A 24,048-nucleotide genomic window follows, 5' to 3' on the forward strand; every position below is an offset into this window, starting at 1 on the left:
AATATAAAACAGCATAAAAATCAAGGCAAATTGTGTTATAATGCGGAAAATTTTAAAAATTTGACGAGGTTTTATGCAGATAGACGATACTTTATTAACCAAACTCGAAAAGCTTAGTTCGCTCAAAGTCGAGAGCGACAAGCGAAGGGAAATCGAAGGTCAACTCAGTGAAATTTTGAGCTTTGCAGGTATACTAGACGAGCTTGATTTAAGCGCTTCTCAAGCGGTAGTAAGCTCCAGAGAGGGCGGAACTCCGTTAAGAGAAGACGTAAGAGTGAGCTCTGACGTGATAGAAACTATACTTAAAAACGCTCCGATGAGTAGCGAACACTTCTTTGTCGTGCCGAAAATTATAGAATAAGGAAAATTTTATATGGAGCAAATAAGGCAAGAAACTCAAAATGATAGTTTAGAGCCCAAGAAAATAGACGTGAGCTTGGAGACGTTATTAAAAACGGTCGTCCACAATAAGGCCAGTGACTTGCACCTTGTTGCAAGAAGCGAGCCGCAGATCAGAATAGACGGAACCTTGAGGCCGCTTGAGCTCGGCGTGCTAAAGGGGCACGATATACAAGATATCTGCTATGCGCTCATAACCGACGTGCAAAAAAGCGATCTTGAGGAAAATAGGGAGCTTGACTTCGCAATAGAGCTTCCCGGCGTCGGACGTTTTAGAGGCAACTATTACTATACTATGAACGGCGATTTGGCTGCCGCATTTCGTATTATTCCGACAGATATTCCGTCTCTTGACGACCTTAGAGCACCTGCTATTTTTAAAGAAGTGGTAAAGCGCGAAAAGGGACTAATTTTGGTCACCGGACCTACGGGTAGCGGTAAATCGACGACGCTTGCCGCGATGCTAAACGAGATAAATTTAAATGAAAGAAAGCATATTATTACCGTAGAAGATCCTGTCGAGTTCGTACATACGAATAAAAAAGGTCTTTTTTCTCATAGAAACGTCGGCGTGGATACCAAGTCTTATGCCAAGGCGCTCAAAAGCGCACTTCGTGAAGACCCTGATATTATTTTGGTGGGCGAGCTTCGAGATAGAGAAACGATATCTACGGCTATTACGGCAGCAGAGACTGGCCACTTGGTATTTGGCACGCTGCACACAAACTCGGCTATTCAGACTATCAACCGTATCATAGATAGCTTTGAGGGTGGCGAGCAGCTTCAGGTGCGAAATATGCTCTCGGTTTCGTTAACGGCGGTTATATCGCAAAGCTTACTTCCTAAAATCGGTAGCGGACGGCTTGCTATACATGAGATATTGATAAATAATAATGCTATCGCAAACCTTATTCGAGAAAACAAGGTGCATCAAATTTACTCCCAAATGCAGCTAAACCAACAAGTAACCGGCATGATGACGCAAACGCAGTCCTTAATGAAAGCTATTAGAGCAAATCAAATCACGAAAGAAATGGCGATGAGATATTCAACCAATCAGCAAGAACTCGCGCCATTGTTAGGTATGTAATGGATTTTGTTACTCTATTTGACGTAGTCGTCGTTTCATTGGTTTTGATACTGGGTATAAAAGGCGTGATAAGTGGACTGATAAAGGAAATATTTGGCCTCATCGGTCTAATCGGCGGTATCGTGGTGGCTAGTAGATTCGGTATTAGGGTCGGTCATCTAATAAGCGATAATGTTTATAAAATAGAGGGTGATTCTATTCTGTTTTTTGCTGGATTTTTAACGACGCTTATCGTATTCTGGATACTTTGCTTGGGTATCGGCGCATTTTTATCGAGATTAGTAGGGTTAAGCGGACTTGGATTTTTGGATAAAATGGGCGGATTTGTCATCGGAAGCGCTAAAATTTTCCTAGTTTTTGCGGTTTTGATAGTGACTATTTCAAATATTCAAGTTTTAAACAACAAAATAGAGCCGTATTTTAGGGGAAGTAAACTGTATCCGATTTTGCTGGACACTGGCAAATGGATAATGAATGTTAACGTAAAAGGCATATCAGGCGGCGTGGGAAATATCGAAACGCCGTTTGATGCCTCTATGCAGGAGCAAAGGCCAAATTTAGAGATAAACTCGACGATTAAGGAGTACAAATAATGATTGAGAATTTAGAATATGACGCGCTTCTTGAGAAATTTAAAAAAATTTTGAGAGACAACGGGCTAAAATACACGCAACAGCGAGAAGTTCTACTAAAAACGCTCTACAATAACGACGAGCACTTCACCCCGGAGAGACTTTATTTTTTCATCAAAGAGACCTATCCTGACTTAAACGTCGGCATCGCGACCGTTTATAGGACGCTAAATTTACTCGAAGAAGCCGAGATGGTAACCTCCATCAGCTTTGGCTCGCAGGGTAAAAAATTTGAGCTCGCAACTAAGCCTCACCACGATCACATGATATGCCGCAGATGCGGAACTATCATCGAATTTGAAGACGCAACCATAGAAAAAAGACAAGCAAATATCGCAAAAGAGCATGGCTTTAAGCTAACCGGACACATGATGCAGCTTTACGGAGTGTGCAAAGAGTGCAATGCCAAAGAGGCAAAGGGCGGCAAGTGATATTTGAAAATCAACTGGAGATCCAGAGGCTAGAGACCGCAAACGAGCTAAGAGATGCCGGTATAAATCCATATCCGCATTTTTTGCGTCGCGATATGGATATAACTAAATTTAGGCTCAAATTTAAACATATAATAGACACCGAAGAAAAGAGCGCCGAAGGCCAGCTAGTAAGCCTCGCCGGACGCGTAAAGCTCATCAGGGATGCGGGCAAAGCGATATTTGCCAATATCGAGGATGAGGACGGCAATCTCCAAATTTACTTTAGTAATAAGACACTTGATCCTGATTGGTTTAAGGTTGTAAAGAAAAATATCGAAGTAGGCGACATTATATACGTGCGCGGGTATGCTTTCGTCACGCGAACGGGCGAATTTTCTATGCACGTTAGCGAGCTAACTTTAGCGTCAAAGGCCATTTCGCCGCTTCCGGAGAAATTTCACGGACTAACCGACATCGAGACTAGATACCGCCAAAGATACCTCGATATGATAATGAATCCCGAGGTTAGGGCTGATTTTAAGCGCCGCTCGGTTATCGTTAGCACGATTCGCAGATTTTTCGAGGATAAGGGCTTTTTGGAGGTCGAGACTCCGATGATGCACCCGATCCCTGGCGGAGCGAACGCTAAGCCTTTCGTCACGTATCACAATGCGCTTGGCGTGGAGAGATTTTTACGCATAGCACCCGAGCTTTATCTAAAGCGGCTCATAGTGGGCGGTTTTGATGCCGTTTACGAGATGAATAGAAATTTCCGCAACGAAGGTATGGATTTAACGCACAATCCAGAATTTACAAGCATCGAGTTTTACTGGGCGTGGCATACTTATCACGATTTGATGGGACTAACCGAGGAGCTATTTAACGTGCTTCTCGATAAACTCGATATGCCCAAAATCATCGAATTTGACGGTATGCAGATAGATTTTAGCAAGCCGTTTAAGCGCATAAGCTACAAAAAAGCGCTCGCAGAAATCGGCGGCCTAGACGAAGCGATCATCGGCGATAAGGATAAAATTTTGGCCAAGCTTAAATCGGACGGCTTTGAGGCAAATGCTAAGCTTGATTTGGGGCATTTACAAGCCGAGCTTTTTGATAACTACGTAGAGAGCAAACTAACCGATCCGACGTTTATCATCGACTATCCGATTTCGATCAGCCCGCTTTCTCGCAGAAGCGATGCAAACCCCGATATCGCGGAGAGATTTGAGCTGTTTATCGCAGGACGCGAGCTAGCTAACGGCTTTAACGAGCTAAACGACCCGATCGATCAATACGGCCGCTTCGCTTCGCAAATCGAAGCTAAAAATGCAGGAGACGATGAAGCTCACGAGATGGACGAGGACTACGTGAGGGCTCTTGGCTACGCGATGCCTCCAACAGCCGGGCAGGGTATCGGCATAGATAGGCTCGTGATGCTACTGACTAATAAAAAATCTATCCGCGACGTGGTACTCTTCCCGGCGATGAGACCGCAAAAAAACGAAACCAAGGAGAATTAATGAGTTTGCAAAGTTACGATAAAGAAATTTTTGATTTAGTAAATTTAGAACTAAAACGCCAATGCGACCACCTCGAGATGATCGCGAGCGAAAATTTTACCTACCCTGAAGTAATGGAAGTAATGGGTTCAGTCCTAACCAATAAATACGCGGAAGGGTATCCCGGCAAACGATACTACGGCGGCTGCGAATACGTCGATCAGATCGAGCAGCTAGCGATAGATCGCTGCAAAGAGCTTTTCGGATGCGAATTTGCAAACGTACAGCCAAACTCAGGTTCGCAGGCAAACCAGGGCGTTTACGGCGCACTTTTAAATCCGGGTGATAAAATTTTAGGCATGGATCTAAGCCACGGCGGACACCTAACTCACGGCGCAAAAGTAAGCAGCTCTGGCAAGATATATGAGAGTTTCTTTTACGGCGTGGAGCTTGACGGACGCATAAACTACGACAAAGTGATGGAAATCGCGCAAATCGTAAAGCCAAAGATGATTGTATGCGGCGCTAGCGCATATACGCGCGAGATCGAATTTAAGAAATTCCGCGAGATCGCCGACGCAGTAGGCGCTATACTCTTTGCAGACGTAGCGCACATCGCGGGACTAGTAGTCGCAGGTGAGCATCAGAGTCCGTTCCCGCACTGCGACGTGGTAAGCTCGACTACGCACAAGACGCTTCGCGGACCTCGCGGCGGTATCATCATGACAAATAACGAAGAGTACGCTAAAAAGATAAATTCGTCCATCTTTCCGGGCATCCAGGGCGGCCCGCTAGTTCACGTCATCGCAGCAAAGGCGGTAGGCTTTAAACACAACCTAAGTCCTGAGTGGAAAATTTACGCCAAGCAAGTTAAGGCAAATATCAAAAAACTAGCCGAAATTTTAGTAAAACGCGGCTTTGATCTAGTTAGCGGCGGTACCGATAACCATCTAGTTTTAATGAGCTTTTTAAACCGCGAATTTAGCGGTAAAGACGCTGACATCGCCCTTGGAAATGCCGGCATAACGGTAAATAAAAATACGGTTCCAGGCGAAACTAGAAGCCCGTTTATCACAAGCGGTATCCGCATCGGAAGCCCGGCGCTTACGGCTCGCGGCATGAAAGAGGCGGAATTTGAGATCATCGCAAATAAAATCGCCGACGTACTAAGCGATATCAATAATGCCGAGCTTCAAAGCAAGGTAAAAGCCGAGCTAAAAGAGCTTGCGAGCAAATTTATTATCTACGATAGGGCGACTTATTGATGCAGAGCATAGACACCGCGCTAATCAAAATGAACACGAGCCACTACTGGATCAAACGCGACAGTATCGTAAGCAAGATCGAGTATAAAGGGCGGACGTTTTTTAATAAATTTGAGCTCATAAACGAGCCTCTAAGCTATCAGGTGATAAAAGACCACGACGAGGGTAAAATCACCGTCGCGCACTCGCTAATACTGCCTGGCGACAAGGTCGAAAATATTGTCTTTGACTACAACGGTAGGATGCCTGAGCGCTTTTGGCACCGTGCTCAGCTTTTGCTCCGCGAGGAGGGGTTTATAAATTTTACCGCCTACGAGAGCAAGACGCCGGGGCACTTGCACCTTTATGTACACAAGGGGCATACGACGCTAAATGAGGGCTATCAGATAGCAAATAAACTATCTATGTTGCTTAGTTCGCGTTTGGTTAAAGAGTGGAGAGTGTTTCCGACGATGGAGCTACCGAAAGAATTTAACATCTTGACGTTGCCGTATAAGGTCTATCAAAAAGAGCGCGGCGCAAGCTGGTCAAAACATATGTAAGGAGTGAAAATGGAATATAACGAGCTAAGAGACATCATGCTTGATAACAACGAGGATAAAAAGAGCAAAAGCGTTAAGAGGATACTCATCCTCGTCGCAGTTTTCGTCATCATCTTTTTAGCTGTTCTCATCGTGATGAAATTTTTAAATTCCTCCGAAACTAACGATCAGATTGCGCAAACGGATTCTAGGCTGGTTTTGCCGCCTGAGCCGGACAATACGCGAAGCATCCCGCAGCAAGTGAGTGTACCTGCTACGCCGCCTAGCGAGCCTGCGCCGCAAGTAGCGCAAGGTAGCGTCCCTCCAGTCGCTCCGCCGCCGTCCGAGCCTCAGGCCCAGCAGCCTAATCCTGCCTTTGAGCAGGTACCTATCGTGCCTGAAAACAAAGGCCAAGATAGCTTTGAGGATATGGTAAAAGCGCTTAAGGAAAAAGAGGATAAAAGGCAGCAAGATGCAGGCGCGCCAGCTCCTACGCCGATCGAGTCCTCTGCTATACAAGGTGCTTTAAAGCAAAATGACGCTCCAAGCGCTCAGCCAAGCGAACCAAAAGCCGAACCTAAGCAGCACGTAAACGTAGTAAAACAAAAAGAGCCTAAGCAAGAAAAAGCCGCAAAACAGCCTAAAAACGATGCAGCTAAAGAAAAACAGGCAAAACAAAAGCCTGTCAAACAAGCTCCTGCAGCTAGCGGCGGCGATGCTCATAGCGGTAGCTACATACAGGTTTTTGCAGTAAAGCACTTTAACGAAAAAGCGCCCGAGCTTGGCAAACTAAAAGCCGCAGGATACGCCTATAAGCTATATAGGACGAATGTAAACGGCAATGAAATCATCAAGGTGCTAGTCGGCCCTTATAGCGGCGAGCAGTTAAAAAGCGAGCTTGCTAAAATCAAGCAAAGCGCTGCTCCAAACGCCTTTATCGTAAATATAAAATGATGGTTTTTGCCGTTTTTGGCAACCCTATATCCCACTCCGTTTCGCCGAGGCTACATAACCTAGCTCTCGGCGAGCTGGGTCTATCTCGCGAAGCTCTCTATACTCGCTACGAGCTCTCAGACGGCTCGCAACTCATCTCTAAATTTAAAGAACTAAAACTAAGTGGCGCAAACGTCACAGTACCTCACAAAGAAGCTGCTCTCGCGCAGTGCGACGCTCCAGACGAAACGGCTGCTAAAATCGGCTCCGTAAATACCCTCGTATCTCGCAGCGATAAAATTTACGGCTACAATACCGATGCGCCCGGGTTTTTACGAGCGATAGAATGTTTTGGACATATAAATTCAGCTCTGGTTTTGGGTGCCGGCGGAACGGCTAGAGCGGTCGCATATGCGCTAAAAAGCCGCGGTGTGCGAGTTTGCGTGCTAAATAGAAGCGAGGAGAGGCTGGCAAATTTTGCTGAAATTGAAAAATTTAGCTGGGCGAATTCTGGCAAATTTAATGGCGGCAAATTTGATCTCGTCGTAAATACAACCTCGGCAGGACTAAAAGACGAAAATTTGCCTGCACCGATCGAGATTTTGCGCCCGATTTTTGATGAAAGCAAATTTGCCTTTGACGTTATTTACGGCAAAAAAACGCCTTTTTTAAATTTAGCCGCCGCTAGCGGGCTCGCGCATAAAGACGGCGCTGAGATGCTACTTTTTCAGGCGGTAAAGGCGTTAAATTTATTTTTTGAGGACTCGCTTGACGAGGCCAAAATCGAAGCCTCGATGCGAAAAGCCCTTTATTTATCGGCTTCTTCTAGATAATAATCTATCTGAGCTTTTCTTAAAATCCTGATCAGATCCGAGCTGCCCGCCACTCCCGTCGGATAGCCAGCGGTCATGATGTAGCTTTTGTCGTCTTTTATATAGCCTTTTTCGACTGCTGCTTTGATCGATTTAGCCATCAGCGTATGCAGTCTTTCTTCCTTTTCTATCACGAACGCCGCCGTTATACCCCAGCAAAGAGTCAGCCTATATGCGGCCTGCTCGTTGTGCGTTATGGCGATGATATCTATGTCGGTGCGGTATCTGGCTAGTTTTGCTGCCGAGCCGCCCGATGAGGTTAGCGCGATTATGCCGTCTACTTTTAGCGCCGAGGCGAGCCTAGCTGTGCTAGATGCCATCATGTCCGTGTCATCGTAGCGGTCAAAATCAAATTTGTTAAAAGGGTAAATTTGCTGCGTTTGGATTATGGTGTTGCTCATCGCTTCCACGACGGCAACGGGATTTATGCCGACCGCGCTTTCTTCGCTTAGCATGACTACGTCGGTGCCGTCTAGTACGGCATTTGCCACGTCGCTGATCTCGGCTCTAGTAGCCGTCTCGTGCTCGGCCATGCTTAGCATCATCTGCGTAGCGGTGATGACTGGCTTAACTGCTTCGTTTGCTTTTTTGATGATGAGCTTTTGGATCGTCGGCACCTTGTAGTAGGGTACCTCGATACCCAGATCTCCGCGAGCAACCATCACACCGTCGCTGGCCTCAATGATCTCGTCGATATTCTCCACGGCGTCAAATTTTTCTATTTTGGCGTAAATTTGAGCTTTGGAGCCAAAGCCCTTTAGTATCTCTCTAGCTTTTTTTATATCGTTTGCGTTTTGTACGAAAGAGATCGCGACGAAATGCACGCCGTTTTTTGCGCCAAATTCCAAATCTTTTAAATCTTTTGGCGTTATAACCTCGATATTTAGCTTGGTATTTGGAAAATTTACGCCCTTATTAGAGCGAAGCACTCCGTCGTTTTCCACTACGGCTTCTACTTTTTGGGCGCTTGCGTTTACGATCCTAGCGCGGATCTGTCCGTCGCATAGATATATGTACTCGCCTGTTTTTAGCGCGGCTAAAATTTGAGGCTGGTTTATGCAGAGCTTATAGCGATTTTCGTCTATTTGCTCGCCGATTATTTCATCTTTTACGAAGATTAGCGTATCGCCGACTTTTAGTTTAAATTTGCTCTCATTTAGCTTGCCGACTCTTATTTTAGGGCCGCAGATATCCTGAAATATGCCTATTTTTCGCCCGAGTTTCGCCTCTACTTGCCTGATTTTATCGATATTTGATTTATGGTATTCGTGCGTGCCGTGGCTAAAATTTAGCCTAAAAGCATTAACTCCTGCTAAAACTAATTGCTCCATAACCTCTATGGATTCGCTGGCCGGTCCGACCGTGGCTAGGATTTTGGTTTTTTTATTCATAGATGCCCCTTTTTTGCGCAATTTTACCAAATTTTTAAAAAAAATAAGTATAATCGGCCAATTTATTTTAAGGAGCAAAAATGAAAAAGTTTTTAGCGGTTTTGGCTGCTTTCGGTTTAGCGCTAAGCGCGAACGCGGCGGACAAAACCTATAAGCTAAAGCTAGCTAGTACTTGGGAGGGCACTACGCCTGTTTTGGGCGATGCGGCGAAAGAATTTAAGCGCGTCGTCGAGACGCTAAGCGATGGCAGACTAGAGGTAAGGATAGACTATCCCTCTAAGCACAAATCCCCGTTTGGTATCCTAGACTTCGTAAAAGGCGGCCAGTACGATATCGGCTACACGGCGTCTTACTACTACAAGGGCAAGGATGCAAATACTATGTTTTTTACCGCCGTACCTTTTGGTATGACCGCGACCGAGCTTCGCGCTTGGTATGAATTCGGCGGCGGCAAGCAGCTAGAGGAAAAAGTTTACGACAAATACAATATCAAAGTTTTCCTTGCGGGGGATACCGGCACGCAAATGGGTGGCTGGTTTAAAAAAGAGATCAAAAGCATAGATGATCTAAAAGGCCTAAAGATCAGGATCCCCGGCTTTGGCGGCGAGGTTATGGCGCGCGTGGGAGCTACGATAAACACTATCCCAACTGGCGAGCTATACATGGCTCTAGAGATGGGCACGATCGACTCGGTCGAGTGGGTGAGCCCTGCGTTTGATATGGGCTTAGGCTTTCACAAGATCGCTAAATACTACTACACGGGCTGGCAAGAGCCGAGCGGTCAGACTCAGTTTTTCGTAAACAAAAAGACCTACGAGAAGCTACCTGCCGACCTTCAGGCCGTGATCGAGGCCGCGGCTAACGAGGTAGCTAGCATGCTAAATAGCCGCTCGTTCTTTGATAACGCCGAGTACTGGGCGAAGATGAAAGCCGAGTATCCTGATATCGAGGTTCGCTCGTTTCCACAAGATGTCATGGACGCGCTTAGAAAAGCAAGCGACGAGATCCTAGACGAAGAGGCGGCGAAAGATCCGCTATTTAAGGAGATTTTGGACTCTCAAAGAGCGTTTTTGGCTAAAGCTCGCGAGTGGACGAAGATTTCCGAGTTCTCGTATATCCAAAAAACTACGAAGTAACTTCTCTCGCTCGTTTTGGGCGGCTTAAATTTACGGCCTTCGGGTCGTAAATTTCTCTTTTTGTTCTTTGTTATATATCAAATTTTATTTTCGGACTGCGTGCTAAATTTAACTAGCTTTGGTAATGGGTTAAATTTGAGGAGGTGCCTGTGTGAAATACGGCGTCAAATTTGCTTGCATAGTCTTAAATTTGAATTCGAGCGAATTTATAAAAAGCTTCACGCGCTTGAGTTAAATTTACAGCTCAGTTCTGCTATCAAGCGCTTTCATAAGCGATAGAAGATCGATGTTCTCGAGATTTACGCCCGTAGGTACGCCTTGAGCTATCTTGCTAAATTTAACGCCCAAATCGCTTAGCTTATCCTCGATAAACACCATCACCGCATCGCTGCTAAGCCCGGGCGTTAGTGCAAAAATAATCTCGGTTACGCCGTTTTGGCGGATGACATCGCGTAGTTTTTCGGTTTGCTCCGGCGTTATCTCCTCGAGTACGAAATAGCGCCCGCGGTAGATCGCGCTTTGCTCAAAAACTAGGATATCTTTTGGGCTTTCTACGACGGCCAGCAGCTCTTTATCTCGCGCCTCGTCGCTGCAAATGTCGCAAATCTCGTCCTCGCTAAGCCCGCCGCAAATTTGGCATTTGCCCGTAAATCTCACGGCGTCCTCGATGCTTTGAGCGAGCTTTAGTCCGCCGAAGCTATCCTTTAGGCAGACGTGATAGGCGTAGCGCTGGGCGGACTTTTTGCCAACGCCCGGTAGCCGCTCAAAGGCCGCTACGAGCTCGTTAAATTTCTCAAGCCCTTTTTTCAACGCTTTCCTTTGGATTGGTGCAAATTTTAAATGCGTGGTAGCCGTCTTCGTAGGAGTATTTTAGGCTAAATTTGTGCATACGACAGATGTGGTCGATGATGTAGAGGCCTAGCCCCATGCCGCTGCTTTTGCTGCCCTTTTCGCGGATAAAGGCTTGCATGTAGTACTCGATAGGATTTTGTAGCGGTTGACCTAGATTTCTCACGACTATGCCGTCTATGTCGCAGATAACCTGCGCCTTTTTGTCGTCGGCGTATTTTAGGGCGTTATCTATGAGGTTTTTGATCGCGAGCGAAAAGAGCCCGAAATCCACGCGCAGCAAAATATCTCGGCGGATATCTACGCTCACTTTTTCTTCAAATTTATCTAGCATCAGCATGTCGCGCGCTTGGTCAAGGATGTTTGAAAAGTACGACTCCTGATAGTTTAGTGCGTAGTTTTTGGATAGCAGCTGCTCGATCTTGCCAAACTCATTTATGAGCATATCTAGGCGCTCAAATATCGCTATCAAGCGGGTTTTGTGCGTAGGATTTTGCACCATCTCAGAGACTATGCGGCCCTTGCCGATCGGCGTTTTTAGCTCGTGCATAATCGTGCGTAAAAACAGCTGTCTAGAGCGCAAAAGCTCCCTGATCTTGCTAGCTGCGGCGTCAAATTCTATCGCGACCTTGGCTATCTCGTCGTCGGAGTCGGGCTTGGCGATATTTACGTCCATGTTTCCCGCGCCAAATTTCCTGATATCCGAGCTTAGTTTTTTAAGCGGCATTAGCGACTTCATCACCGAAACGTAAAGCGATACAAGAAGCGCCGTCGTGAGGATAAAACCCACCCAAATCGGGTCGTTTATGTTTTTCGTATCGTCGCTTTCGAGTAAAATTTGAAACGAAGGATTTTTGATCTGCAGATATAAACTATCCTGAAAAAGCAGCGACTGAAAGAGTCCTAGCTGTGTTTGTTTGGCAAAGACCGTCTTGCCCGTGCTGATGACGTTTGCGACGGTTTTATCGCTTTTGACGTAGGTTAGGCCGAAATTTCTAAAATAATTAGTCAAATCGCTAGGCGGATTTGACTTTTCGTATGAAGCGATGAGGTAGTTTATCGCGTTTAGCTGCTTGTTTTTTATCTTTTCTAGCGCGTTATCTAGCTGTATGCTCGCAAACGTGTAGAATAAGATACAAACAAGCGAAAACGCTAGCGCGAAAACTACCGAAATCTTCGTGGTTAAGGAGTATCTCATCCTATGAGTTTATAGCCTATTCCGCGTACCGAAAATATATGTTTAGGCGCTTTTGAGCTGTCGCCGATCTTGGTTCTTAGTCTGCCGATGATGACGTCTAGGCTCTTTGAGTCCTTGTCTTTTAGGCTTTTGCAGTTATAAACTAGCTGCTCACGAGAGACTGAAAAGCTGTGCTGCTTGATAAGGTAGCTCAAGATCTCATACTCTGCCGGCGTTAGCGTTAGGCTTTCGTTGTTGTAGTAGATTTCGTGTCTGCGCTCGTCTATCCTAAATAGCGTATCAACGACCTCTTCTTGCACTTCGTTGGTCTTTTTGTAGCGGCGGATTAGGCTCATGATGCGCGCGTACATTTCCTTTGGATCGTACGGTTTTGGTAGATAGTCGTCTGCGCCTAGCTGCAGGCCCACGACCTTGTCGCTGATGTCGCTGCGAGCAGAAGAGATGATGATAGGGATGTTGTATTTGCTACGGATCTCTTTGCACACTTCTAGGCCGTCCATGCCTGGCAAAGTGAGGTCTAGGATGAGCAGGTCGAAATTTTTCACTCCGGCGCTTAGTCCCAAATAAGGATCTTCGAAATTTGTTACTTTTATATTAAAATCGCTCAAGTACTCGGATAGGATTTGCGCGAATTCCGGATCGTCTTCAATCATTAAAACATTAATCATTTTAAGCCTTTCAAATAGATTTAACGAAAATGATTATAACCAAAAAAAGTTAAATTTTTTTCCGAATTTACTATCCTCGTTTAAAATTCTTCCCCGCTTTGAATTTTTATAAATAATAAGATAAAATCGCCCTTTAAATTTAAAAATTTTAGGAGATTTTGTGGAAATAGACTACTACGAAATTTTAGAAATCAGCAAAAATAGCGACTCTGAAACCATAAAAAAAGCATTTAGAAAACTAGCGCTAAAGTACCACCCGGACCGCAACCAAGGCGACAAAGAAGCGGAAGAAAAATTTAAAAAGGTAAACGAAGCCTACCAGGTGCTAGGCGACGAGGAAAAGCGCGCGATATACGATAGATACGGCAAAGCCGGGCTTGAGGGCAGGGGCGGCTTTAGCTCTAGCGGATTTAGCGCGGATTTTGATTTGGGCGACATATTTAACTCGTTTTTTGGCGGCGGATTTAGCTCTGGCGCAAGCAGCCGCAAAAGAAGTAGCGACAAATATCCGCTCGATCTAGAGATAGCTCTTAGGATCAAATTTAACGAAGCGGTGTTCGGCGCCGAAAAAGAGATAGATTTTACGATCAAAAAACCGTGCCAGACCTGCAAAGGCAGCGGCTCGAAAGACGGCAAAACGCACGTATGTCCGCACTGCGAGGGTAGGGGGCGGATATCGCAGCAAAGGGGCTTTATGAGCTTCGTGCAGGAGTGTCCGTACTGTAACGGCACGGGCGAAACAGTCAAGGATAGATGCTCTGATTGTGGCGGTAGCGGCTACAAAGAAGAACGCCAAAGCGTCAAAGTAAATATCCCCGAGGGCATCGACGACGGCATGCGCATGCGCGTGAGCGAAAAGGGCAACGTCTCATCAACCGGCGCCAGGGGCGATTTGTACGTGCATATCGAGGTTGAGGCCGACGAGCATTTCGTGCGTCACGAAAGCGACGTTTATATCGAGATTCCGGTATTTTTCACGCAGGCGATTTTGGGCGAGACGATCACGATCCCGACGCTAAAGGGCACGACCGAGCTAAAACTGCCAGTCGGCGCAAAAGACAAGCAGCAGTTCGTATTTGACGGGCTTGGCGTAAAAAACGTTAATAGCAAAAGATACGGCAGGCTCGTAGCGCAAATCTCCGTAAAAACGCCAAAAGAGCTAAGCGATGAGCAAATCTCTCTACTAAACCAGCTACAAGAAAGCTTTGGCATCAAGGCCGGCAAAGCTAGCTACGACAAGGAAGAGGACGAGGGAATTTTGGACAAGATAAAAGGGTGGTTTAAAGGCGAAGAACCTGGCGACAAAGGCAAGAAAAAAGGCAAAAAGGCGTAAAATCAGGTCAAATTTGCCTTTTGACGGGCGCAATATTTTGTCAAATTTGCCCAGTCGCTCGGGCTTAAATTTGTGCTTGTTACAAAACGGAGCGTCAAATTTGACGTTAAAATACAAGATGAATAAATTTATATTTTTAGCCGTTTTTACGGCGGTTTCTTTACATGCGGTGGGGTGCGATACGAGCGGACTTCAAAAAGGTTGCGACGCGGGCGATTTTGAGAGTTGCGATAACTTGGGCCTTGCCTACATTGGCATCAAGCTTGAAGAGTGCGACCTGGGAAAAAACTACGAAAAGGCATTCGCGCTGTTTAAAAAGGCGTGCGACGGGGAGTACGTGCGCGCCTGCGTAAATTTGGGCGTCGCCTACCGCAAAGGCGAGGGCGTCAAGGCCGACGCGCCAAAGGCTGCCAAGCTCTATAAAAAAGCCTGCGATAGCGGCTATCTGCTAGGTTGCGCAAATTTAGGCTCGCTTTACGAGCAGGGACTCGGCGTCAAAAAAGACGCGCAAAAAGCGGGCGAAATCTGGCGCAAAGCCTGCGAGGCAAAAGACGGGATGTCGTGCTTTAATCTCGGCGCGCTTTACTACAACGCAATGCTTGGCGAAAAAGACGTAGCTAGCGCAAAAAACTATCTACAAAAGGCGTGCGCTTACGGCTGGAACGACGGCTGCGAAGCCGCAAAAGCGATAGAAAAAGCCGCGAAACGCTAAATTTGCCGATGCAGACCTTGGCGGCGACGCGGAATTTAAATTTGCGCTACGTAATTGCTTGCGTAAATTTTAGGGTTAGCGCGCAAATTTGCCTGCGTTTTACGCCAAATTTGACTGGCTTTTTGCAAATAACTGTTGCCAAATTTACCCAAACGCGGCGAGTTAAAATTTACGCTTTCAAATTTAACGAAAACAAATGCGTCAAATTTGGCTCAAATTTCAGGGCAAATTTTACAGAATAAGCTTCAAATTTCACTCTCTTTTAGCTGCTCGATTTTGGCTGCTACGCTCCTATTCGTCACCTTTTCTATTTCCTCGCTCGTTGCGGTCATTATCGCTTCAAAGCTACCGTAAAATTTAACTAGCTTTGCGATACTGCCCGCCGATACGCCCGCGTCTGCTAGCTTGCTAGCGCCCAGATCCTCCTTGCGCTTGGTTTTTTGATGAAAGGTGATCGCAAATCGGTGCGCCTCGTCGCGCAGGCGCTGAAAAAACTGAAGCCGTCTGTCGCCCGTTGGCAGAGTAAATATGCCGCTCGGAGCGTAAATTTTATCCCTCGCGCCGCCTTTTGCGCGGTGGGCTTTGGCATCTATTTTTTCTTTTGATATGGCGAGTATATCGACGTTTGCGCCGCTGCTAGCGATGATGTCCGAGGCGAGGTCTAGTAGCGCCTGACCGCCGTCGATGAGCCACAGATCGGGCGGACTAAGCTTGTCAAACCGCAAAGCGCGCTCTGTGAGCATCTGGCGCATCTGATCGTAGTCGTTTGCGTGGGAGAGGTGCATGTGGCGGTAGTGCTCTTTGGCGAAGCTTCCGTGCTCAAAGCGCACCATCGCGCCGACCGCGGCCGCACCGAACATATGCGAGTTGTCGAAAGTCTCGATAGCGTACGGCGCGCAGGCTAGGCCGAAATACTCCTTTAGCTCGTCCAAAAACGCGTCGTCGTGGGTTTTTAGGTACTTTTGGATAAAGACCTGCGCGTTTGTTAGCGCCATTTCGCAAATGCGCTTTTTCTCGCCGATTTTAGGCACGGAGATGCTAAATTTGCGGCCGTGGCGAGCGGTCAAGATCTCCTCTACTAGACTTGCGTCCTCAAAGGCTTCTAGTACGTAAATTTTCGCACTCACGACTGGCGCGCCGGCTGGAAAGCTCTCTAGGACGATTTGCTTGTAGGCGTCGTTTAGGTCGCCTTGCGAGCTCATTTTGGTGTTCGTGATATTTTGATACACGCCGCTGATTTTGCCGCCGTGCACGCTAAAACGCACCGCGCAAAGCAAATTTTGCTCCGCGCCCACGGCAAAAACCTCAAAGTCCTCAAGTTTAGCCAGATCGACCTCGATTTTGACGTCTAGGTCTTTGATGGCGCTGATCTTATCGCGCACGAGGGCGGCTTGCTCGTAGTTTTCGTTTTGGGCGTATTTATTCATCAAATTTACGAGCTTTGGCAGCATAGAAAGCGGATTGTTTAGCGCCGCGATCGCGCCCTCTACGACCTTGGCGTAGTCTGCGGGCGAAATTTTGCTGATGAGCGGAGCCTCGGAGTAGCCGATCTGATAAGGTAGATATGCGCCCGTGGCTTTGAGCGCGCTTTTGCTTTGCACGAGTTTAAAGCTTAGCCTTAGCGCATCTAAAAGCTCGCGCGCGCCGCGAAAATAGGGGCCAAAATACTTAACGTTTTTGCCTCGGACAATCTTGCGCGTGATCTCAAAGCGCGGGAAATCCTCGTCTAAATTTACGTAGATGTAGGGATAAGTCTTATCGTCGCGCAGCAAGATGTTGTATTTGGGCCTTAGCTGCTTGATGAAGGAATTTTCCAGTATCAGCGCGTCGGCTTCGCTGGGAGTAACGATATACTCGAGGTGTACGGCCTCGCTGATCATCTTGTGTATGCGCGGGCTGACCTTGGGCGAGGGGGCGAGCTCGGGCGTAAATGAAAAGTAGCTTTTGACGCGGTTTTTTAAAATTTTAGCCTTGCCGACGTAAAGCAGCTTGCCGGCCTTGTCGAAATACTGATAAACGCCGGGCTGGGCAGGTAGCGAGCGGATCTCGTCGATTAGCAAATTTTAGCTCCCGCTAGTAAATTTGAGCTTTTGCTTTGCAAGGTTAAATTTGACGAGGTTTGCACCATATAGTTTTTATAAATTAAAAGCCCTGCGCTTGCGTGCTCTGCGCCTAAATTTCGCTCTATTTTATCTTGCTTCATCGCGCCCCGCTTGATTCTTTGGCTAAATTTTGCTTTATGGCAATGCGAATTTTTTCAAATCCCTCAAAAATCCGCTCGCTTTTGGCTAAATTTATAAACTCGCCTTTAGCAGGCTCGGCGTAGGTAAAAATTCGCTTTTTTTCGTATGGGTCGGTCGCTTTTTTAAATTTTAAATGCTTTGTCACAAAAAATTTAACGTCCGTCACGCGAGCGAGCCTGCTGTCAAAATTTACGCTAGAATAGATTTTTAATAAGCCTTTTAACATTTTTATACTACTATCGCTTTTTAATTCCTGAAGTCCTAGCGGATGAAACAGGGCGAAAAACAAAATGCCGTTTTTCTCGTAGCAAAAGGCGATGAGCCTGCGATGATTTAGGCTTAAAAGCTGTAAAAATTCTCCGCATTCGCTACGGTTTTTTAACTCTTTATAAAAAGGATTATCAACAATATGTCGAATAATAGTCTTAGCGTCTTTCATAGGGCGATTTTAGCATTTTTTTTGTTAATTTTTATAGCAGGTTGCGGCCACAAGGGTGATCCGTTCTACGAAGCGCCGTCCGAGCCCTCAAACAGTAAAACCGAAAAGATAAATAAACTATAAATCAAGGAGAACAAATGAAGATCGTCGGACTTTTGAGTCTGTTTTTCGCTTTGGCCTTCGGTAGCGGCGACGCTGCGGGCGAGGCTTTAAATTTAACGACTACGTGGGTGGGTATCGCGAGCCTCATCATTTTCGTCGTGGGATATTTTTTCATCGCTACGGAGGAAAATTTTCACATCGATAAGGCTAAGCCGGCCATATTTATCGGCACTTTTATGTTTTTGCTCATCGGCTTTTATATGCTGGCAAACGGCCTAGACATGCATTTGTTGCAAAATGAGGTAAATCACCTAATTTTAGAGATTTCGCAGATCGTATTTTTCCTCATGGTAGCTATGACCTATATCGAGGCGCTCATCGAGCGTGACGTATTTAACGCGCTAAAATACAACCTCGTCTCAAAGGGCTATACATACAAAAGACTCTTTTGGCTAACGGGCGTTTTGGCGTTTTTCATTAGCCCTGTCGCAGATAACCTAACTACCGCTCTTATCCTCTCCACTGTACTTTTAACGATAGATAAGAACAACACGAATTTCCTAGTCGCAGGTGCGATAAACATCGTAGTAGCAGCAAACGCAGGCGGCGCATGGAGTCCGTTTGGCGATATCACGACTCTGATGGCGTGGGCTGCGGGCAAGGCTCCTTTTATCGACTTTTTCGCGCTTTTCCCTGCTTCATTTATCGGCTGGCTTGTTACGGCGTTTTTGCTAGTGCGTGTCGTGCCCGCTGGGAGCCCGCACTTTGACCCGGCCGCAGAGCCTAAAGTAACCATCAAAAAAGGCGGTAAGGTCGTTATCGGCCTTGGTGCATTTACTATATTTTCGGCTGTTATGATGCATCAGCTTTTCCACCTACCTGCGATGTGGGGCATGATGTTTGGCTTCTCGCTTCTTAGCATCTACACCTACATCTACAAAAAAACAAACAAAAACGAAGAGCCTATGCATGTCTTTCACTATATGTCAAAGATCGAAAACAACACGCTTTTATTCTTTTTCGGTATCCTTGCGGCCGTCGGCGCGCTACACTTCGTCGGATTTTTAAACTACGCTGTTTCGCTTTATGATAAATTTGGCGCCACTGCTGTAAATATCGGCGTCGGCTTCCTGTCCGCTATCGTGGATAACGTTCCTGTTATGTCTGCCGTGCTAAAAGCAAATCCTATGATGGGCGCGGACGTGGGCGAAAATTTAAGCCAGTGGCTGCTAGTTACCTTGACTGCCGGTATCGGCGGCTCGATGATAAGTTTTGGTTCTGCTGCGGGCGTTGGCGTAATGGGTAAACTAAAGGGCATATATACATTCGGCGCGCATATGAAATACGCTTGGACCGTGGTTGCTGGCTATATCGTATCGGTCGTGATCTGGTACATACAGTTTGAAATTTTTCATTTATATTTTTAAAGGGCAATCATGAATAACACGATAATAGTTTTGGATTTTGGCTCGCAATACACCCAACTAATCGCTAGACGCCTACGCGAGCAAGGTGTTTATACCGAGATTTTGCCTTTTAACGCTAAGGTCGAGGAGATCAAAGCAAAAAAACCAAAAGGCATAATCCTAAGCGGCGGTCCTGCTAGTGTTTATGCTCCGGATGCATATTTTTGCGATGAGGGCGTTTTTAAGCTAAAGCTGCCGATTTTGGGTATTTGCTACGGCATGCAGCTTTTGGCGCATAAATTCGGCGCCGAAGTTGCTCCTGCCTCTCACAAAGAGTACGGCAAGGCAAGCCTAAACGCTCTAAAATCTCATCCGCTCTTTACTGATACGCCCGAAAAGCAAACCGTCTGGATGAGCCACTCCGACCTCGTAAAAAATTTGCCAAACGGCTTTGAGGCGATCGCGACGAGCGAAAATTCGCCTTACTGCGTATTCGGCGACGAAAAGCGCAAATTTTACGCGTTGCAGTTTCACCCGGAGGTGCAGCACAGCGAGTTTGGCACTCAAATTTTAAAAAATTTCGCCAAATATATCTGCGGCTGCGAAAGCACGTGGAATATGGGCGGCTTTGCTAAAACCCAGATCGCTAAGATCAAAGAAACCGTCGGCAACAAAAAAGTCCTTTGCGCCGTTAGCGGAGGCGTGGATAGCTCCGTTACCGCTGCGCTTTTAGCCGCTGCGATACCGCAAAATTTGATCCTGGTTTTCGTCGATAACGGGCTACTTAGAACTGGCGAGCGCGAGCAGGTCGAGGCGACCTTTAGAACAAAGCTTGGCGTGGAGCTAGTTAGCATAGACGCGAGTAAAACTTTCCTAGAAAGGCTAGCAGGCGTAACCGATCCAGAAAAAAAACGCAAGATCATCGGCGAAACTTTCATCGAAATTTTTGAAAAAGAGGCCAAAAAGCACGATAACGTTAAATTTTTAGCCCAAGGCACGCTTTATACCGACATCATCGAAAGCTCGGTCGTGGGATCTAGCAAGACGATCAAAAGCCACCACAACGTGGGCGGGCTGCCTGATTGGATGAGCTTTGAGCTAATCGAGCCTTTAAGAGAAATTTTTAAAGACGAAGTACGCCAGCTAGGTCTCGAGCTTGGCCTTTCGCGAGAGCTCGTGTTTCGCCATCCATTCCCTGGACCTGGTCTTGCGATCCGCATAATGGGCGAGGTAAATATGCCAAGCCTTGAGCTACTACGCAAAGCCGACGTGATCCTGCGCGACGAGCTAAAATCAAGCGGCTGGTACAACAAAACGTGGCAGGCGTTTTGCGTACTGCTAAACGTGCATTCCGTGGGCGTCATGGGCGATAACCGCACCTACGAAAACGCCGTGTGCATACGCGTAGTGGACGCTAGCGACGGCATGACGGCCAGCTTCTCACACCTACCTTACGATCTGCTAGAAAACGTCTCTCGCCGCATCATAAACGAAGTAGACGGCATCAACCGCGTAGTTTACGACATCTCGAGCAAACCGCCCGCAACGATAGAGTGGGAGTAGCTGTTATTTGTATGATTTGCACTTGCAAATCATACTATATAAGTAATTTATGTATTCAAGATGCATAAATATATAAAGAGAATCAAAAACAAAAACTTAGCCAAATCATGAAATTATGTTTTGAAGAGGATTTTGCAAAAAAGAAAAATTCAATGAAGAGTTTATTTTTTCACTAGAATTAATACATTAAGCTGGATAGAGGATTATGGTTATGATGAAGAGTGAGAAACAAATAGAAAGTGAATTTATCAAAAAACTGATAGATTTAAAATATGTTTATCGTGAAGACATTAGAGATAAATTTTCATTGGAAGAAAATTTCAAAAAGCATTTTGAAAGATTGAACTGTGTAAAACTAAGTGATTCTGAATTTATAAGATTACGTGATAGTATAATAAATCCAGATGTTTTTGAGAGTGCAAAAAAGCTCAGAGAAATAAATACTTTTAAAAGAGATGATGATACGCCTTTGCAATATACTCTTGTGAATCTCAAAAACTGGTGCAAAAATGAATTTGAAGTAGTTAATCAGCTGCGTATTAATACAGAAAATAGTAACCATCGTTATGATGTTATTTTGCTTATTAATGGTATCCCGGTAGCTCAGATTGAATTAAAGACTTTACAAATCACACCTAAAAAAGCGATGGAACAAATAGTGAATTATAAAAATGATTCGGGAAATGGATATACAAATTCGCTACTCTGTTTTATTCAGCTTTTTATTGTTAGCAATGAAACGAATACCTATTATTTTGCTAATAATCGCAAGGAGCATTTTTCATTTAATGCAGATGAGAGATTCTTGCCTATTTATGAATTTGCAGATAAGAACAATAATAAAATAACCAATTTATATGAATTTGCGAATTGTTTTTTGCCTAAGTGTACTATTGGAGAACTTATCAGTAGATATATGGTTTTGGTAGTGAGTGAGCAAAAATTATTGATTATGCGGCCATATCAGATTTATGCTGTGAAAGCCATTGTGGATTGTATTGAGCAAAATCGAGGCAATGGATATATTTGGCATACTACAGGTAGTGGCAAAACTCTTACATCATTTAAGACATCAACACTTTTAAAAGATAATCCAGATATTGAAAAGTGCTTGTTTGTTGTGGATAGAAAAGATTTGGATAGACAGACTCGTATAGAATTTAATAAGTTTCAAGAAGGATGTGTAGAAGAAAATACAAATACAGAAAGTTTAGTTAAGCGTCTCACATCTGATGATTATAAGGATAAAGTGATAGTTACTACCATTCAAAAACTTGGACTTGCACTTGATGATGATAGTAAGCGTAATCAAGAAAAAAGAAAAAGAGGCGAATTGACTTTTAAAGAAAGGCTACTAAAGCTTCAAGATAAGCGTATGGCGATTATTTTTGATGAATGCCATCGTTCACAATTTGGAGATAATCATGAAGCAATAAAGACTTTCTTCCCCAAAGCACAATTGTTTGGTTTTACGGGTACACCAATTTTTGAAGAAAACTCAAATTATAAACAAGTCGATGGAACAATTGGTTCTTATAAAACCACAAAGGATGTATTTGAAAAGGAACTTCATTCTTACACTATCACAAATGCGATTGATGATGGCAACGTTTTACGTTTTCACATTGATTATTTTAAGCCTGATGATACTCATATTGCAGCAAAAGCAGATACAAAGATAAGCAAAAGGAAAATTGTAGAAGCTATTTTGTCCAAGCATGATGCGGCAACATATAGTAGACGGTATAACGCTATTTTTGCGACAGCAAGTATCAATGAAGCAATAGAGTACTATGGTTTATTTAATGAGGTACAGAAAGAATACTTAGATTTAGATGAAGGTTTTATTCCATTGAATATTTCTTGCGTTTTTTCGCCTCCGGCTGAAGGCAATAAAGATGTGAAACAACTGCAAGAGGATCTTGTGCAAGAAAAAGAAGATAACAAACAAGAGCCTGACAAGAAAAAAGAAGCCTTAAGGAGAATTATTGACGACTATAATTCAAAATACAAAACAAATCATACTATCAACGACTTTGATTTGTATTATCAAGATGTACAAAAACGGATAAAAGACCAACAATATCCAAATGCGGATTATCCACATGAAAATAAAATAGATATTGTTATTGTTGTAGATATGCTTTTGACAGGCTTTGATTCTAAATATTTAAATACTTTATATGTAGATAAAAACTTGAAGCAACATGGATTGATTCAAGCCTTTTCAAGAACTAATCGTGTGCTTAATACCACTAAACCTTATGGCAATATTATTGATTTTAGAGGACATGAAGATGAAGTTGATGCAGCGATCAGATTGTTTTCAGGAAAAGAAAACAGCGAGAAAGTTAAAGAAATTTGGCTTGTAGATCCGGCTCCTACTATGATTAAAAAGTTGAGAAAAGCAGTAGATGAACTTGAGCAGTTTATGAAGGCACAAGGACTTGAGTGTAAGCCTGAAGCAGTAAGTAATCTTAAAGGTGATACGGCTCGTGCCATGTTTATTGATAAGTTTAAACAAATACAGAGGCTCAAAACTCAACTTGATCAATACACAGATATAAAAGAGGAACAAGTAGCTGATATTGAGACTTTATTACCAGAAGATACAGTTCGAGCATTTAGGGGGGCATATTTAGATATTGCAGGGAGATTAAAAGATGAACAGGAAAAAGATAGTCATAATGTATCTACTGAAGTAGAGCAATTGGACTTTGAATTTGTGTTATTTGCATCTGCTGTTATTGATTATGATTATATTATGGCACTTATTTCTCAATATACTCAATCAAACGTGCCGAAGAAAGAAAAAATGACGAAAAAAGAACTGATTGATTTGATTGCTTCTACTTCTAACCTTATGGATGAGCGGGAAGATATTGAAGAGTATATAGAAGAGCTTGATAGATTTATTAAGTCTTCAGAAGAGAATAAAGGCTTAAGTGAAAAGGAAGTAATGGAGGGATACCAGAAATTTAAATCTGAAAAAACTTTTAAGAAGCTGATTTCCATATCTGAAAAGTATGGGATTGAGTCTGGCTCTTTAGAGGCTTTTGTTAATGGAATTATGGAAAGAATGATTTTTGATGGAGAAAAATTGATTGATTTACTTGAACCTCTGAATCTTAGTTGGAGAGAACGAACACAAAAAGAATTGGAGCTTATGGATGAATTAGTTCCGTTATTAAAGAAAATGGCAGATGGACGAGAGATTGTGGGGTTAAAAGCGTATGAGTAAAAAAGATGATTTGACACTAGTGCCTAAGTATAGGTTTCCTGAATTTAAAGATGGTGAAGGTTGGGAAGTAAAAGAATTAGGTGAAATTTTGGACTATTTACAGCCAACACCTTATTTAGTTCAGACTGAAAACTATGATAATA

The 24,048-nt window shown here is 44.5% G+C and carries 22 protein-coding genes; 15 read left to right on the top strand and 7 right to left on the bottom strand.

What is annotated here, in order from left to right:
* Positions 1–73 precede the first annotated feature (73 nt).
* From gatC to Q0386_RS00415, 9 genes are read left to right on the top strand one after another with little or no spacing between them, the layout of a single operon-like run.
* Entirely contained in the window at positions 74–361 is a 288-nt protein-coding gene (gene gatC / locus Q0386_RS00375) for an Asp-tRNA(Asn)/Glu-tRNA(Gln) amidotransferase subunit GatC (protein WP_299025493.1), read from the top strand.
* Positions 362–373: 12 nt separating this feature from the next.
* A complete protein-coding gene (locus tag Q0386_RS00380; RefSeq protein WP_206159250.1) occupies positions 374–1,489 on the top strand; it encodes a type IV pilus twitching motility protein PilT in 1,116 nt (371 codons plus the stop codon).
* The gene (locus Q0386_RS00385) at positions 1,489–2,082 is read left to right on the top strand and encodes a CvpA family protein (protein ID WP_299025495.1); all 594 of its coding nucleotides are present in this window, start codon (positions 1,489–1,491) and stop codon (positions 2,080–2,082) included. The genes Q0386_RS00380 and Q0386_RS00385 overlap by 1 nt, the downstream gene beginning before the upstream one ends.
* Positions 2,079–2,552: a Fur family transcriptional regulator gene (locus Q0386_RS00390; protein ID WP_171992834.1), complete on the top strand. Its 474-nt coding sequence runs from the start codon at positions 2,079–2,081 to the stop codon at positions 2,550–2,552. The genes Q0386_RS00385 and Q0386_RS00390 overlap by 4 nt, the downstream gene beginning before the upstream one ends.
* A complete protein-coding gene (lysS, locus tag Q0386_RS00395) occupies positions 2,552–4,054 on the top strand; it encodes a lysine--tRNA ligase (RefSeq protein ID WP_299025551.1) in 1,503 nt (500 codons plus the stop codon). Before Q0386_RS00390 ends, lysS begins: the two co-directional genes overlap by 1 nt.
* Positions 4,054–5,298 (top strand): serine hydroxymethyltransferase, encoded by a 1,245-nt coding sequence (locus tag Q0386_RS00400; protein WP_299025498.1) that lies wholly within the window; start codon positions 4,054–4,056, stop codon positions 5,296–5,298. Before lysS ends, Q0386_RS00400 begins: the two co-directional genes overlap by 1 nt.
* Positions 5,298–5,840 (top strand): DUF1882 domain-containing protein, encoded by a 543-nt coding sequence (locus tag Q0386_RS00405; protein ID WP_299025501.1) that lies wholly within the window; start codon positions 5,298–5,300, stop codon positions 5,838–5,840. The genes Q0386_RS00400 and Q0386_RS00405 overlap by 1 nt, the downstream gene beginning before the upstream one ends.
* A gap of 9 nt (positions 5,841–5,849) precedes the next feature.
* Positions 5,850–6,773 carry an SPOR domain-containing protein gene (locus Q0386_RS00410; RefSeq protein WP_299025504.1) on the top strand — a complete coding sequence of 308 codons (924 nt, stop codon included), beginning with the start codon at positions 5,850–5,852 and terminating at the stop codon, positions 6,771–6,773.
* Positions 6,770–7,585 carry a shikimate dehydrogenase gene (locus Q0386_RS00415; protein WP_299025507.1) on the top strand — a complete coding sequence of 272 codons (816 nt, stop codon included), beginning with the start codon at positions 6,770–6,772 and terminating at the stop codon, positions 7,583–7,585. The genes Q0386_RS00410 and Q0386_RS00415 overlap by 4 nt, the downstream gene beginning before the upstream one ends.
* On the opposite strand, the gene pyk is transcribed toward Q0386_RS00415, so the two are convergent.
* Positions 7,561–9,015, bottom strand: coding sequence for a pyruvate kinase (gene pyk, locus Q0386_RS00420; protein ID WP_299025510.1), 1,455 nt, complete (start codon positions 9,013–9,015; stop codon positions 7,561–7,563). The two genes, Q0386_RS00415 and pyk, sit on opposite strands and share 25 nt — an antisense overlap.
* Before the next feature lie 80 nt (positions 9,016–9,095).
* On the opposite strand from pyk, the gene Q0386_RS00425 reads away from it, so the two are divergent.
* On the top strand, positions 9,096–10,151 hold the full coding sequence (locus Q0386_RS00425; protein ID WP_299025513.1) for a TRAP transporter substrate-binding protein: 1,056 nt from the start codon (positions 9,096–9,098) through the stop codon (positions 10,149–10,151).
* A 237-nt stretch (positions 10,152–10,388) separates the two neighbouring features.
* Here the strand turns inward: Q0386_RS00425 and recR are convergent, their stop codons facing one another.
* From recR to Q0386_RS00440, 3 genes are read right to left on the bottom strand one after another with little or no spacing between them, the layout of a single operon-like run.
* The gene (gene recR / locus Q0386_RS00430) at positions 10,389–10,961 is read right to left on the bottom strand and encodes a recombination mediator RecR (RefSeq protein WP_299025516.1); all 573 of its coding nucleotides are present in this window, start codon (positions 10,959–10,961) and stop codon (positions 10,389–10,391) included.
* Complete coding sequence (locus Q0386_RS00435) at positions 10,945–12,198, bottom strand: ArsS family sensor histidine kinase (protein ID WP_299025519.1); 1,254 nt, start codon at positions 12,196–12,198, stop codon at positions 10,945–10,947. Before Q0386_RS00435 ends, recR begins: the two co-directional genes overlap by 17 nt.
* On the bottom strand, positions 12,195–12,866 hold the full coding sequence (locus tag Q0386_RS00440; RefSeq protein WP_002948262.1) for a response regulator transcription factor: 672 nt from the start codon (positions 12,864–12,866) through the stop codon (positions 12,195–12,197). Before Q0386_RS00440 ends, Q0386_RS00435 begins: the two co-directional genes overlap by 4 nt.
* A 160-nt stretch (positions 12,867–13,026) precedes the next feature.
* Between Q0386_RS00440 and dnaJ the strand changes: the two genes are divergently transcribed.
* Both dnaJ and Q0386_RS00450 read left to right on the top strand, forming a co-directional pair.
* Complete coding sequence (gene dnaJ / locus Q0386_RS00445; protein ID WP_299025523.1) at positions 13,027–14,199, top strand: molecular chaperone DnaJ; 1,173 nt, start codon at positions 13,027–13,029, stop codon at positions 14,197–14,199.
* A 100-nt stretch (positions 14,200–14,299) separates the two neighbouring features.
* A complete protein-coding gene (locus Q0386_RS00450; protein WP_299025526.1) occupies positions 14,300–14,911 on the top strand; it encodes a tetratricopeptide repeat protein in 612 nt (203 codons plus the stop codon).
* Between the two features lie 245 nt (positions 14,912–15,156).
* Here the strand turns inward: Q0386_RS00450 and uvrC are convergent, their stop codons facing one another.
* The 3 genes from uvrC to Q0386_RS00465 are packed head-to-tail and all read right to left on the bottom strand — an operon-like array spanning position 15,157 to position 17,593.
* Positions 15,157–16,971, bottom strand: coding sequence for an excinuclease ABC subunit UvrC (uvrC, locus tag Q0386_RS00455; protein ID WP_299025529.1), 1,815 nt, complete (start codon positions 16,969–16,971; stop codon positions 15,157–15,159).
* Positions 16,965–17,114 carry a hypothetical protein gene (locus Q0386_RS00460; protein ID WP_299025532.1) on the bottom strand — a complete coding sequence of 50 codons (150 nt, stop codon included), beginning with the start codon at positions 17,112–17,114 and terminating at the stop codon, positions 16,965–16,967. The genes uvrC and Q0386_RS00460 overlap by 7 nt, the downstream gene beginning before the upstream one ends.
* Positions 17,111–17,593 carry a hypothetical protein gene (locus Q0386_RS00465; protein ID WP_299025535.1) on the bottom strand — a complete coding sequence of 161 codons (483 nt, stop codon included), beginning with the start codon at positions 17,591–17,593 and terminating at the stop codon, positions 17,111–17,113. The genes Q0386_RS00460 and Q0386_RS00465 overlap by 4 nt, the downstream gene beginning before the upstream one ends.
* A gap of 137 nt (positions 17,594–17,730) precedes the next feature.
* Here Q0386_RS00465 and nhaD point away from each other — a divergent pair, with 137 nt between their 5' ends.
* The 3 genes from nhaD (at position 17,731) to Q0386_RS00480 (ending at position 23,905) form a co-directional block, all read left to right on the top strand.
* Complete coding sequence (gene nhaD, locus Q0386_RS00470) at positions 17,731–19,122, top strand: sodium:proton antiporter NhaD (RefSeq protein WP_299025538.1); 1,392 nt, start codon at positions 17,731–17,733, stop codon at positions 19,120–19,122.
* A 9-nt stretch (positions 19,123–19,131) separates the two neighbouring features.
* Positions 19,132–20,664, top strand: coding sequence for a glutamine-hydrolyzing GMP synthase (gene guaA, locus Q0386_RS00475; RefSeq protein WP_299025541.1), 1,533 nt, complete (start codon positions 19,132–19,134; stop codon positions 20,662–20,664).
* A 211-nt stretch (positions 20,665–20,875) separates the two neighbouring features.
* Complete coding sequence (locus tag Q0386_RS00480; RefSeq protein WP_299025544.1) at positions 20,876–23,905, top strand: type I restriction endonuclease subunit R; 3,030 nt, start codon at positions 20,876–20,878, stop codon at positions 23,903–23,905.
* The last annotated feature ends 143 nt before the right edge of the window (positions 23,906–24,048 follow it).

This window comes from uncultured Campylobacter sp., from assembly GCF_938045625.1.
Lineage (GTDB): Bacteria > Campylobacterota > Campylobacteria > Campylobacterales > Campylobacteraceae > Campylobacter_A.